Raw genomic sequence first — 13,499 nt, forward strand, 5'->3', positions numbered from 1 at the left:
GTTGCGCACCTATGGGCTAGAGGAATCGGTATGGTGAATATTTCCCGGGCAATATTTCGACAAGATTATTTAGAAAATACCACTACTTTGTCGATGTATATAAAAAAAAGGCCAATTCTGTCGAATTGACCGGCTAAGAGTATATTATCTCTCTAAATATTTAAGAGGATTTACGTTTACACCATTATGTTCCACTTCGAAGTGCAAATGTGTACCTGTAGATCTTCCTGTTGAACCCATCACACCTATTTTTGCGCCAACTGGAACAGTTTGTCCCACGCTGACATTAATTGATGCCAAATGAGCATATAATGTTTCATAACCATTTTTATGGTCGATTATCACTTTGTTACCGAATGATCCGTCTGTTCCGGCAAATTTCACTACACCGTTATCAGCAGCTTTTATTGCAAAACCACTTGGTCTAGCAATATCAATTCCGCGGTGCATTCGTCCCCATCGTTGACCCATCTCACTCGATATGTAGCCACCTTCTGCCGGCCATGCGAACTTCCCAGACCCACGAGATGGAATGACTTTAATACCTTTTAAGACAATATTATTTTTCACGTCTTTTACAACTGCTTCATTTTTAATTGATTTACCTACGCGTGTCCCGTTTTGCTCACGAATCACGTAAGTCAGTTCTTTGGCGCCGTTGCTGCCTTCTTGAATGACTTTGGTATCACCTTTAAGCATGTCTTTTGATTCGCGTACTTGATTTTCAAATTGAACGGCTTCTGTCACTTTTTTCTCGCGAACAACTTCAATGTTTACTAGAGGTTTTAAGGCTGTAACTTTCAGTTTCTCTCCAATTTGGAGAGAGCTATTTTCATTCGTGCCTTTGTTCAGCTTCGATAACTCTGCTGTAGTCAAATTATGTGATGCTGCAATTTTGCTAAACACGTCACCTGATTGTACAGTATATGTTTTCTCTTCCAATACACCTTTTTGTAGATATTCCACTGCTTCATCCACAGTTAAGATTTTTTCTGGTTTTGCTTGTTTCGTTACGCCAGAAATCGATTCTTTTATATTAATATCCAAAATTCGTGTTTCATTGTTCTTCAATGGTGGTAAAGAGTCAGTAGAATCTTTTCGAGCTTCCAATTCGGTGAGTTCTTTTTCAGTAACAGTTTGAAGTTTGAGTTTGCGAACAACTTCATGATACGATTCCAAGTCTTTGACGTAGACGGCAATCTCGTCATTGACCGATAATGCAAATGCATCTGCTGCGACAGTTACCAACTTGTCTAGCTTTTCTAATGTTTTCGCATCATTTGTTTCTGAATTGAAAACTTGTTCTGAGATGATGGATAAATTTGATCCACTTAGTTTAAGATCATCGTACTGGGAGCTTGACTCTGTAATCTTTTCGTCAACAAGCTCTTTTACTGCTTTTTCATCTGAAACCGTACCTACATATTCGCCACTAGCATATATATGAAAAATTTTCTGCAATTGACTTTCCTCATTGTCTTTTGCAAAACCGATATTAAATGTAAAACTTGAAGCAAGCACTGCTGTTATGGCTGCTTTTTTCATTATATTTGATGTGCGGTTTGGCTTGCGGTCGGATGAAATCTTCTTCCCATCACCAGTATTCCTTTTCAAATGCATGATAAAGCCCCTCTCAAAATTTCATCCGTCAAACGAATGGTTCTTTTATTGTGAAAAATTTCACGCCCCTTTAATTTAACACATCCTTTTTCCTACTGGTAAAGAAATGGCATATTGTAAAGAAAATGACTCATTCTTACCATCAATTGCATTTAATTGTTTAAATTTGTAAATAAAAATAACCTTTTCTCTCATTTTATTTGAAAATTCCACATTTAAATTCTACCTTTATACCCTCTTCATTCTTTTTTTAGTAGATTTTTGTCATTTAATCCCGCTTCAGGTTGACTTCCTACCTGTAAAATCCGAAATGCAGTATAATTAGTGTATCTATTGCGAAAAGAGGTATTCCACTTGACTGATGAACAACTCCAGCGACAAGGAATCCCGATCCCAAAACCTTCCTCTTCACATCGAAGGGCGTCTAAAGCCGTCATCGCTAAACGTATTATTATGATTATTGTCGGTGCCGTATTTATGGCGATGGGTATTGAATTATTCCTCGTTCCCAATCAATTATTAGATGGTGGAATTGTCGGTATTTCCATCATATTGTCTCATTTAACTGGTCTTCAAATCGGACTATTTATCTTCCTGTTGAACATTCCCTTCTTTTTTATCGGCTATAAACAAATCGGTAAAACATTCGCTTTATCTACTGTTTTAGGAATTACAGTTCTTTCAATTTGTACATACTTTTTACACCCTGTTGCCCGTTTTACAGATGACTTATTATTGGCTACCGTCTTTGGTGGAATCGTACTTGGTATTGGTGTAGGTCTTGTCATCCGATACGGTGGCTCTTTGGACGGAACAGAAATTTTGGCCATTTTATTCAGCACGAAAACTGCATTCTCCGTTGGGGAAATCATTATGTTCTTCAACTTAATGATCTTTACTATTGCAGGTTTTGTATTTACGTGGGAACAAGCTATGTATTCTGTACTTGCTTATTTCATTGCCTATAAAACTATTGATATTGTTATTCAAGGATTGGATGAATCTAAATCGGTCTACATCATTAGTGATTTCGTCGATGAAGTCGGTGAAGCCATTATGGATCGTCTTGGCCGTGGGGTAACGTATTTGCATGGTGAAGGCGCATATACTGGGGATGATAAAAAAATCATTTTTACAGTGATCACTCGTTTGGAAGAAGCCAAATTAAAAACGATTGTAGAAGATATAGATACACAAGCATTTGTGGCGATTGGCAATATAGCCGAAGTACGTGGCGGTCGATTTAAGAAACGCAATATCCACTAAAACTCTGAACTATATACAAAAATGCGCTGCCCCATAATAGGGACAGCGCATTTTTAATTAGGTCGTTCCTCTGGATACACACGACCCAGGTCTGGTGGGAAAGTTTTCTGCAGATTACGCAGAAGAATAATAAAGGCAATATGAACAGTGAGCATTAACAAAATTGTTATCACCGTAACTGTTGACTGGAAATCCTGTTTCATATTAATCAAAAATGGGTGTATAAACGCTGTAGTAAGTGCAATGGTCATGTAGATAATCATCATTTTTCTTGCGCTTTTTTGTTTTTCGTCAGGGTCGATTGGATAGTCTACTTCATGTATCAGCATACGAAATACAAAATACATTAATATTAAGTCAACCAGTGTGACACTTAATCCGTACAGAAGCCAACCTGTATTGTTGTCTTGCATTTGATTAAGTACTTCAGTGGATAGAAAGAGTGTTGGGATGGACAGAGCCATCAAAAAATACGCAGTCAATTCGGCGTTTTTTGCGTTCGGCTTTCTTGTGGCAATTTGTTGTATTCCAGAGGCAATCAAAATATACCCCAGTGGGTCCGGGAGAATATCGAAAAAAATATGAACATCTAGCAGGATCAGTAAAAATCCAATTATCATATACTTAAATCCTCTTCTATTTGCCATCATTCACCTCATCCTCCATCAAGTTCTTTAAGTCTTCATCTGTCAGCTGTGGTATATGAAGCAATGGAAAGAACGACGTGAAAGTCTCACCATCAGCCGTTTTCCCTTCCCATGGAACCAACGCATCGATGGCTTTATTATTTGTGGATTCAATCTGAATGTATACTCCGACACTGCCTTGTAATGCCAATTCGATTGGCCATTTTACGTCTTTGGCAAGTGGATGGTTTATATCGCCCCAATTAGGCATAACATCTGCTTGATAGATAGGATCAGGAACTCGGGCTTTTTCTCCTTCATACTGTAATTTCACTTGTACATCCTTCGCAATATTTTCTGGCACAATGAATTCATTCATTGTTAACTTTTCTTCTGCAGAATATATGCTGGAATGAAGACCGTCTGAAGTGCCTCCAGTCGAGATGCTATTCAATTTAGGATTTTGTGAGGGCATTGACGGTGTGATTCGAATTTCTCCGATGTCAAAGTGTCCAGCCGTTCCATCACTAAATTGTAAGAATACATTGGTCCCTAAATAGGGCTTAATTTCTTCGCCTTCAAAATGAAGCATGGAAGGATCAAATTCGGCTTCTAGCAAAAGATGTTGGTTGAACTCCTGAACGATATTTGGTGAGTTATATATCGAATTATTATTGCCATATAACCACATGTCATTGCTCGATGAAACATTGGGAATCGATTGCCCCCCTACTTCAATCGTTTGAAGAATCGCTGGATTATTTTTATTGGTCACATAGTATATTTTAAATAAATGCGTCTGGTCCATTTGCCGATCAATATAATGTTTTAGAACAATGGGTTTATCCAAAAATTTTGCTTCGTAATTGGATATATTAATCGTCCAAGATGCTATGATTGCCAGTAGCGCCCCCCAAAACCAAAACCTCTTCATCTATTACCTCCTTAAATCGAAAGAAAATTCACTTTACTTTTACATACGAAAAAGAACGGGAAAAGTTTCCTTTTCCCGTTCAATAAAATTTAGCGCCAAACGCTCGCAATAATATTTGTTTGATTTCGATCTGGTCCTACTGAGAAAATCGAAATTGGAACACCTGTTAATTGTGAAATGCGTTCCAGGTAGTGTCTCGCATTTTCAGGAAGCTCATCAAGCGATTTACAAGATGTCACATCTTCGCTCCAGCCTGGCAATTCTTCATAAACAGGTTCACAGTCAGCCAGCATACGTAAGTTCGCTGGGTATTCTGTAATCAGTTCACCGTTGTAACGGTAAGCTGTACAAATCTTCACTGTTTCTAAACCAGTCAACACATCAATCGAATTGACGGTTAAATCCGTCAAACCACTCACGCGACGAGCATGACGCACGACGACGCTGTCAAACCAACCAATGCGACGTGGACGGCCAGTTGTTGTACCGTATTCTTTCCCGACTTCACGAATTTGGTTGCCGACTTCGTCAAACAATTCCGTTGGGAACGGTCCGTCACCAACACGTGAAGTATAAGCTTTACATACTCCAACTACGTGGTGAATTTTCGTTGGGCCAATACCAGCACCTATTGTAACACCACCAGCTACTGGGTTTGAAGAAGTTACAAATGGATACGTACCTTGGTCGATATCAAGCATTACGCCTTGTGCGCCTTCGAACAATACGCGGCGACCTTCATCAAGTGCATCATTCAACACTTTAGATGTATCCGTTACGTACTTAGCAATTTCTTGCCCGTAACCGTAATATTCTTCAAGAATTTCTTCTTTTGTAAAACCTTCTGTTTCGTAGAACTTATCGAATAAACGATTTTTCTCTTCTAAATTACGTTCAAGTTTCTCTTCGAACACTTCTTTATCAAGTAAATCGGCCATACGAATACCTACACGTGCTGCTTTGTCCATGTAAGCTGGTCCAATACCTTTACCTGTAGTTCCAATCTTGTTTGCACCACGACGAGCTTCTTCCACTTCGTCTTGCTTCAAGTGGTAAGGTAAAATGACGTGTGCGCGGTTAGAAATACGTAAGTTTTCTGTCGTTACCCCACGGTCATGTAATCCTTTTAACTCTTTCACTAATGCTTTCGGATCGACAACCATACCGTTACCGATTACTGAAATTTTGTCTTTATAAAAAATACCTGAAGGGATTAAGTGAAGCTTATACGTTTCTCCACCAAAAATAATGGTGTGTCCTGCATTATTCCCACCTTGATAACGTGCAATTACTTCTGAATTCTCGGATAGGAAGTCGGTAATTTTCCCTTTACCTTCGTCTCCCCATTGTGTTCCTACTACTACAACTGATGTCATAATCAGCACCTCCGTCAGACGCTATCAAGCGTCCTGAATCAAACAGTGTTATTGTATCAACCGAAACTGGTTAAGTCAACCAAAAACAAGAAAAAACACGAACGGAAAAATGTTTTCAGACATTTATCGTTCGTGTTTTTGCATCAATCCCTTTTTAGAGATATTTGTTGCTAAGCTTCTTTATGTCTAGCTCCGCTGGCCAGACCGCACCTCCGTTTCACAACTTCATGCGAAAACAGGTTTTCGATTCAGTTATTCCAACGTCGGAGCCGGTCTATCTCGGCCTGCTACGCTTGGGCCCACAGGATGTGGGTCATGAAGGCGTTCCGACAGGATGTCGGGATTTTAGCCTTCTTTCCTTAGTAATCCGGGGTTGGTTGTTGGTGCTGGCTCCAGTCAATGTTAACGAATTTGTTAAACTCTTTTACGAAAGCCAGGGTTACCGTCCCTGTCGGACCATTACGTTGTTTTGCGATAATGATTTCAATCATGTTTTGATTCTCTGTTTCTTTATCGTAGTAATCCTCACGATATAGGAACGAGACAATATCGGCATCTTGCTCAATACTTCCTGATTCACGTAAATCGGACATCATCGGACGCTTGTCCTGACGTTGCTCTACACCACGGGAGAGCTGTGACAAGGCGATAACCGGCACTTGGAGCTCACGTGCAAGGGATTTTAATGATCGGGAAATTTCCGAGACTTCTTGCTGACGATTCTCTTTCCCATTCCCGCTTCCTACAATCAGTTGCAAGTAATCAATCAAAATCATGCCAAGTCCATATTCTTGTTTCAATCGACGGCATTTTGAACGGATTTCGTTGATCCGAATACCTGGTGTATCATCGATAAAAATACCTGCGTTAGATAAACTCCCCATCGCCATTGTTAGTTTGCGCCAATCTTCAGCGGTTAATGCACCCGTACGTAAAACTTGAGCATCAATATTTCCTTCTGCACAAAGCATACGCATGACCAGTTGCTCAGCACCCATCTCCAAACTGAAGATGGCTACGTTCTCTTCCGTCTTCGTTGCTACGTTTTGCGCTACATTCAGCGCAAACGCTGTTTTACCAACAGAGGGACGTGCTGCTACAATAATTAAATCATTCCGTTGGAAACCGGCTGTAATGCGGTCTAAGTCACGGAATCCTGTTGGAACACCCGTAATGTCTCCCTTACGAGAATGTAGAAGTTCAATATTGTCATACGTTTGGACAAGCACGTCTTTAATGTGTCTGAAATCTCCCGCATTTTTACGATTGGAAACTTCCATCATTTTCTTTTCGGCTTCTGACAGCAAAGCTTCGACTTCATCCTCACGGGTAAAGCCGTCTTCAACGATATTGGTCGCTACTCGAATCAATCGTCGCAGCAATGCTTTTTCTTCAACAATCCGTGCATAGTGCGCAATGTTAGCAGCAGTTGGGACTGAATTTGCAATTTCCGTTAAATACGAAAGTCCGCCAACATCTTCAAGTTCTTTCTTAGATGCCAACTCTTCCGTCACTGTGACAACGTCAATCGGTTTACCTTGATCGCTGAGGCGGTTCATCGTCTGGAAAATCTTCTGATGTGCTACGCGATAAAAATCTTCATATTGCAGTATTTCTGCAGCCGTAATGAGCGCTTGAGGCTCTAAAAAGATTGCCCCGATCACGGACTGCTCGGCTTCTTGGTTGTGAGGGGGTATCCGGTCCATCATGGGCTCGCTCATTGACGTCTCTCCTTACGATTCTTCAGTTACGTGTACTTTCAGTGTTGCTGTTACTTCTTGATGTAATTTAACTGGAACGTTTGTATAGCCAAGTCCACGAATAGCATCGTCTAATTCCATTTTGCGTTTATCGATTTTAATTCCTGTTGTTTTCTGAAGTTGTTCCGCGACTTGTTTCGTTGTAATCGAACCAAACAAACGGCCGCCTTCACCTGATTTTGCTTTCAATTCAACCGTAACTTGCTCTAATTTCTCTTTTAACTTTTTCGCTTCTTCATGCACTTGCTCCGCATGTTTATCTTCTTTACGTTTTTGACCATCTAATGCGCTGATTGTCGCTTGATTCGCTTCAGTCGCTAAATTGTTTTTCAGTAAAAAATTATGTGCATATCCATCTGCTACATTTTTGATTTCGCCTTTTTTTCCTTTGCCTTTAACATCTTTTAAGAAAATTACTTTCATGTTGGTTGGCCTCCTTCAACAATTTCAATGATTGCTAATTTTAGTTGTTCAATAGCACTTTCAATTTCCCCATCATGAATCTGACAAGCAGCATTGGTCAAATGACCACCGCCACCGAGTTTTTCCATAATTAATTGGACATTGATTTCACCTAGAGAACGAGCACTGATGCCTATATCTCCATTGTTCTTTTTTGCGACTACAAACGAAGCAGATACACCCTTCATCGTCAGTAAAATATCTGCGGTCTGCGCAATAAGGACTTGGCTATAAAGGTTTGATTCTTCCCCATGCGCAATCGCAATGCCATCACGGAAAAATTCAACCGTTTGGACGATTTTTGAGCGTTCTATATAAGTTTCAATATCTTCTTTTAGTAAGCGTTGAACCAGCACGGTGTCTGCGCCGTTAGTACGTAAATACGAGGCTGCTTCAAACGTTCGTGCACCTGTTCGAAGGGTAAAGCTCTTTGTATCGACAATGATACCGGCAAGCATAGCGGTTGCTTCAAGCATCGTTATTTTATCATGTTTCGGTTGGTACTCGAGCAATTCTGTTACAAGCTCTGCTGTCGATGATGCATATGGCTCCATGTAAACAAGCATTGTATTCGATATAAACTCTTCTCCGCGGCGATGGTGATCAATCACTACTACTTTTTCAGCACGATTCAACAGTTTTTCATCTATAACCATGCTCGGTTTATGTGTATCTACAACAACCAGCAATGTGCGATCGGTTAATTTAGATAAAGCTTCTTCAGGTGAAATAAAGCGTTCAAATAGTTGTGGCTTGTTTTTCACTTCTTCCATTAACCTGGTCACACTTTGGTCTAGTCCATCAAAATCCACTACGACATAGCCATTAATTTGATTCATCTCTGCCATTTTACGTACTCCAATAGAAGCACCAATCGCATCCATGTCGGGCAATTGATGCCCCATGACAAATACTTGATCACTATCCTGAATTAAATCACGCAACGCATGTGAAATAACGCGTGCTCTAACTCTCGTTCGTTTCTCGACCGGGTTCGTTTTCCCACCGTAAAACTTCACTTTTCCACTCGGTTGTTTAATGGCTACTTGATCTCCGCCACGTCCCAGTACCAAATCGAGACTTGACTGTGCAAGTTCGCCAAGTTCAACTAATGAGGACGATCCAGCACCAACACCAATACTTAATGTTAAAGCCAAATTCAATTTGGATGTTGCTTCTCTTATATCATCCAAAATGGCAAACTTCGTTTTTTCAAGTTCCAGTAAAATGGATTCATTTAATACAGCAAGGAACCGGTCAGATGAAATCCGTTTGACGTAAATGCCATGGCCCGCTCCCCAGTTATTAACGAGGGACGTTACCAAACTATTTAACTGACTGCGTGTCTGGTCGTCCATCCCCTGTGCCAGTTCATCGTAATTATCAATGAATAACACGCCGATTACGCTGCGATCTGAATAGTACAGCGTCTCGATTTCTGTTTGCTCAGTAATATCAAAGAAATAAAGAAGTTTTTCTTCTTGTTTATAAAACACTTTAAATTTCTTCCCTGACAAACTGATTGTCTGTTCTTTATTATCTTCTTGCTTTACAAGTGAATGAAATTCATCTGACAGCGTAAATAGCTCTTCGCCAATAAGTGAATCAAATTCAAGCTCCCTCGACATATATGGGTTCGCCCATTCAATGGTCCAATGTTCATTAACCAATAATATTCCGATGGGCATTTCGAGTAATGCTTCTTCCCCTACCCGTTTCATCCGGTAAGAGAGTGTTTCAATATGTTTTTCGGTCTCTTCGTATAAACGCTTCTCCATTTGCCAGCCAATGACCAGGACAACAAGGAATAGAGCAGCAAGTACACTACCTATCCAAATTTGCCAGTACAGGAGCAAAAGCGTGCTTATTAAGCCGAGCAATGATAGAAAAAATAAAGGGACACGAATGGGTCTTTTTCTAAAGAATGCTGACATTTGTTCAGCTCCTTACTTTCTGTTCTTGTCTGTGACATAGGAACGAATATTGAAACCTAAATCGAATACACCTAAAAGTAACGTAAACGATTGTAAAGGAAATGCTAAAATAGTTCCAACAATGGCAACCCATTTTGGCCATCCTTTTTCATGTATGTAGAAATGAATGAATGATATACCTTGTAATGTAAGCAATACACGGATGATCAGAGTTGCGTTGGCAAATACCATAAAGGCGTATGTTCCTCGTTCTAACTCCACGAATAAAGTAACGATCATCACAATCATGTAATACCATAATATGGACTTAGGTAACCGCATGTGTCTCGTTGCCGGAAACTTGGGTACTTCTATGCCTAACTTTTTCAAAACCGGAAGCTGAATATTGATAAATACTAACACGAACGTGAAAACTCCAAGTATAAGTAGAGACGGGAAGACCGTTTCAAACATGAACAAAGTATCCGCTATGGTCTGATCATAATTTTTTGGCAAAGCATTATAACGTTCCAGGAACGCACCCGTTTGGTCATATTGAGCTTTCGAGTATGCCATCATTTCTTTTACGGGATTGAAATTAAAAGCTAGCACTACAAGTACATATTCAATAACAATCGTGACAAGCAGCACAATGGCAGTAGCCATTAACATAAAAAGCTTACTTTTCTTCAAACGAAGTGTATCTCCTATAATGAAGCCGAGCAAGACATGTATCAGTGCAAATGGAATGGCCAAGAGACCACCAATAAAATAGGACATCCCTATACATAATACAGCCACGTAAATGGAAGCTGATCGATTAAACTTCGCACTATACCACGCGATTGGCAGAGCAATAAAAAGCGCGGTAATCAAATTCAAAACAGGCACATAAAAAGAAACAGCCAACAAAATAGAAAACAGCGCAATCATCATTGCACCCAATGTCAGCTGTTTCGTTTGATCATTTGGCATTCGAAATCCTTCCTAACTTAAAAAACATGAATTCATTATCTAATATCCCAAACCTATATTCATTAGCGAATATCAATTACTAATTCAACTGGTTTTCTCTCTTTCACTACTTATGAAATTTTTTAGAGAAGTAATGAACAACTTTATCTTCTATTGTATCATGTCGTACAAGATGCAACAAAAGTTCAAAATCAAAGACATTAAAAAAAGACCGGTTTCCCGGTCTTTTGAGCGTTCATAACATTTCTTATCTCTCTTCAGTAGAGAATGGAAGTAATGCCATGATGCGTGATAATTTGATTGCTGAAGTCAGTTTGCGTTGGTATTTCGCGCTTGTTCCAGTAACTCGACGTGGAAGAATTTTTCCGCGTTCTGATACGAACTTTTTAAGCAAATCAACATCTTTATAGTCGATATGCGTAATATTGTTAGACGTGAAATAGCAAACCTTTTTGCGTCTTTTGCCTCCGCGACGTGGTGCCATATCGTTTCGCCTCCTTAGTGTTTGGTTTTATTTTGGTTGTGCATTAAAGTCGTTTCATCTTAGAATGGTAAATCGTCGTCTGATACTTCGATTGGGCCGCTTCCAGAAGAGAAAGGATCTTCATCTACACGTGTATAGTTTTGCTGATTTGGTGATTGATTCTGTTGATAAGATGAATATTGATTGTTTTGGTTTGAAGCGCCACCATAAGGTTGTCCTTGTTGTGGACGATCTCCGCCAGAACTATTGCGTGGTTCAAGGAATTGAACACTATCTGCTACGACTTCAGTCGTGTAAACACGCTTTCCATCTTGGCCTTCATAGCTCCCCGTTTGAATGCGCCCTTCGACACCTGCCAAACTACCTTTTTTCAGGAAGTTAGCTGTGTTTTCAGCTGGCTTTCTCCAAACAGTACAGTTAATAAAATCCGCTTCCTTTTCACCTGACTGGTTAGAGAATGAACGGTTTACAGCTAGTGTAAAACGCGCAACCGCTACGCCACTTGGTGTATAACGAAGCTCCGGATCTTTTGTCAGTCTTCCGACTAATACGACTCGGTTAATCATCAGAATGCAACCTCCCTCGTCTGCAAATTGTTTCGAATATACTCGAAGTTAAATTCTTATTTATCTTCTACGTTGACAGCTACAAAACGAATAATATCTTCGTTAATGTTAGCAAGACGGATGTATTCATCGATTGCTCTTGAATCAGCGTTTGCTTTCACGATTTGGTAGAAACCTTCGCGGAAGTCATTGATTTCGTAAGCTAAGCGGCGTTTGCCCCACTCTTTAGACTCGATGATTTCAGCACCATTCGTAGTCAAGATTTCGTCGAAACGAGCTGTAAGAGCTTTTTTCGCGTCATCTTCGATTGTTGGTCGAATGATGTACATTAATTCGTACTTTTTCATCTTTTTGCACCTCCTTATGGACTTAGGCCTGACTGTTGACAGTAGGCAAGGAGTAAGTAACGTTCATTACTCACATCAATTGATTGTATCACACACGCTTACCACGTGCAACTACTGATTCAATAGACAACTTATACTTTTCAGCTATACTACCTATTATGAGGTGAAATTATGAAAGATTTAGATACGCCCACTAAAATCATTGACTTGGACATTCAAAAAATCGGAAAAACAAGCTTAGTATTAACTGTCGTCTTAAGCGTCATGCTTTTACTATTAAATAGTATTGCGCATCAAGATTTTTCGTATCATCCATCCTGGCTTGGATTATTCCTATTCGTCTTTGGATATATCATTTTCATTGTTTTGCATGAAGCAACACATCTGATTGGTTTTGTTATATTTGCTAACGTTCCTTGGCATTCACTTGACTACGGTATTAATTTGAAACTGGGAGTTGCCTACGCGACAAGTACTGAACCAGTTCAAAATAAAGCAATGAAAAAAGTGTTAATCCTGCCATTTTGGATAACTGGTGTATTACCGGCTGTCATTGGTATTTTCATCAATAGCCCACTTCTCGTTTTATTAGGTGCCTGGCTAATTGCCGGTGCCGCAGGAGATTTTGCCATGATCAAGGAACTACGTACTGTTCGAAATGATGCTTGGATTAAGGATGATCCTGAAAGACCAAAATTATATGTGTTTGAAGAATAATAAAGCTGCTCTCATTCGAAATGGAGCAGCTTTACTTATTGTCACGAGCTTTTCGATAAGCAATCCAGTCTCCAGATGGAATTACGACTTTCTTCATCTTTTCATCACATACGGTGTACACAACGGCATCCAGGACGCCGCATTCCGTTTGGATGTGCACCATTTGTTTCGTGTAAAGATCTCTCTTAGGGTCCCCTGTATAGCCTTCTAGCTCATCTAGACTTGCCCACATATGATCAGGTACATCATAAACATCCCCAATCACCAGTGAATCCTTTGTTAGCTCGATTGCGGGATAACCATTCCCTGTATCGTACATAATTGCTTGAAGGGTTAGACCTTTAAATAACAGTTTAGCTTCCTCGAGAACATGATGATTGCACTCTCCTTGTAACAATGTTCCATAAGCAAATAATTTCATGAAAACTCCCCTCAATTATCTAAGAAATTCAA

The 13,499-nt window shown here is 39.8% G+C and carries 14 protein-coding genes; 2 read left to right on the forward strand and 12 right to left on the reverse strand.

Going from position 1 to position 13,499, the window contains the following annotated elements; all coding sequences use genetic code 11:
- Positions 1-144 precede the first annotated feature (144 nt).
- Positions 145-1,620, reverse strand: a complete 1,476-nt coding sequence (locus M9R32_RS14435; protein WP_269927452.1) for a M23 family metallopeptidase — start codon at positions 1,618-1,620, stop codon at positions 145-147.
- Positions 1,621-1,974: 354 nt separating this feature from the next.
- On the opposite strand from M9R32_RS14435, the gene M9R32_RS14440 reads away from it, so the two are divergent.
- The gene (locus M9R32_RS14440; RefSeq protein ID WP_418936251.1) at positions 1,975-2,886 is read left to right on the forward strand and encodes a YitT family protein; all 912 of its coding nucleotides are present in this window, start codon (positions 1,975-1,977) and stop codon (positions 2,884-2,886) included.
- Between the two features lie 53 nt (positions 2,887-2,939).
- On the opposite strand, the gene M9R32_RS14445 is transcribed toward M9R32_RS14440, so the two are convergent.
- The 10 genes from M9R32_RS14445 to rpsF all read right to left on the reverse strand — a co-directional run bounded on the left by M9R32_RS14445 (position 2,940) and on the right by rpsF (position 12,329).
- Positions 2,940-3,533, reverse strand: a complete 594-nt coding sequence (locus M9R32_RS14445) for a hypothetical protein (protein WP_269927453.1) — start codon at positions 3,531-3,533, stop codon at positions 2,940-2,942.
- Positions 3,523-4,446, reverse strand: a complete 924-nt coding sequence (locus M9R32_RS14450) for a hypothetical protein (protein ID WP_269927454.1) — start codon at positions 4,444-4,446, stop codon at positions 3,523-3,525. The genes M9R32_RS14445 and M9R32_RS14450 overlap by 11 nt, the downstream gene beginning before the upstream one ends.
- A gap of 89 nt (positions 4,447-4,535) precedes the next feature.
- Complete coding sequence (locus M9R32_RS14455; protein WP_269927455.1) at positions 4,536-5,822, reverse strand: adenylosuccinate synthase; 1,287 nt, start codon at positions 5,820-5,822, stop codon at positions 4,536-4,538.
- 359 nt (positions 5,823-6,181) lie between these two features.
- Positions 6,182-7,543, reverse strand: a complete 1,362-nt coding sequence (gene dnaB, locus M9R32_RS14460; protein WP_269927456.1) for a replicative DNA helicase — start codon at positions 7,541-7,543, stop codon at positions 6,182-6,184.
- A gap of 12 nt (positions 7,544-7,555) precedes the next feature.
- Positions 7,556-8,005: a 50S ribosomal protein L9 gene (gene rplI / locus M9R32_RS14465; protein ID WP_269927457.1), complete on the reverse strand. Its 450-nt coding sequence runs from the start codon at positions 8,003-8,005 to the stop codon at positions 7,556-7,558.
- Positions 8,002-9,978, reverse strand: coding sequence for a DHH family phosphoesterase (locus tag M9R32_RS14470; RefSeq protein ID WP_269927458.1), 1,977 nt, complete (start codon positions 9,976-9,978; stop codon positions 8,002-8,004). Before M9R32_RS14470 ends, rplI begins: the two co-directional genes overlap by 4 nt.
- Before the next feature lie 12 nt (positions 9,979-9,990).
- Entirely contained in the window at positions 9,991-10,932 is a 942-nt protein-coding gene (locus M9R32_RS14475) for a YybS family protein (protein WP_269927459.1), read from the reverse strand.
- 247 nt (positions 10,933-11,179) lie between these two features.
- Positions 11,180-11,416: a 30S ribosomal protein S18 gene (rpsR, locus tag M9R32_RS14480; protein ID WP_016428921.1), complete on the reverse strand. Its 237-nt coding sequence runs from the start codon at positions 11,414-11,416 to the stop codon at positions 11,180-11,182.
- 59 nt (positions 11,417-11,475) lie between these two features.
- A complete protein-coding gene (gene ssb, locus M9R32_RS14485; RefSeq protein WP_269927460.1) occupies positions 11,476-11,982 on the reverse strand; it encodes a single-stranded DNA-binding protein in 507 nt (168 codons plus the stop codon).
- Between the two features lie 56 nt (positions 11,983-12,038).
- Positions 12,039-12,329, reverse strand: a complete 291-nt coding sequence (gene rpsF, locus M9R32_RS14490) for a 30S ribosomal protein S6 (RefSeq protein WP_016428923.1) — start codon at positions 12,327-12,329, stop codon at positions 12,039-12,041.
- Between the two features lie 171 nt (positions 12,330-12,500).
- On the opposite strand from rpsF, the gene M9R32_RS14495 reads away from it, so the two are divergent.
- Positions 12,501-13,046, forward strand: coding sequence for a DUF3267 domain-containing protein (locus M9R32_RS14495; protein WP_269927461.1), 546 nt, complete (start codon positions 12,501-12,503; stop codon positions 13,044-13,046).
- A 31-nt stretch (positions 13,047-13,077) separates the two neighbouring features.
- On the opposite strand, the gene M9R32_RS14500 is transcribed toward M9R32_RS14495, so the two are convergent.
- Positions 13,078-13,467, reverse strand: coding sequence for a gamma-glutamylcyclotransferase family protein (locus M9R32_RS14500; RefSeq protein ID WP_269927462.1), 390 nt, complete (start codon positions 13,465-13,467; stop codon positions 13,078-13,080).
- Positions 13,468-13,499 lie beyond the last annotated feature (32 nt).

Origin of the sequence: Paenisporosarcina quisquiliarum, from assembly GCF_027563315.1 — a bacterium.
Classification (GTDB): domain Bacteria; phylum Bacillota; class Bacilli; order Bacillales_A; family Planococcaceae; genus Paenisporosarcina; species Paenisporosarcina quisquiliarum.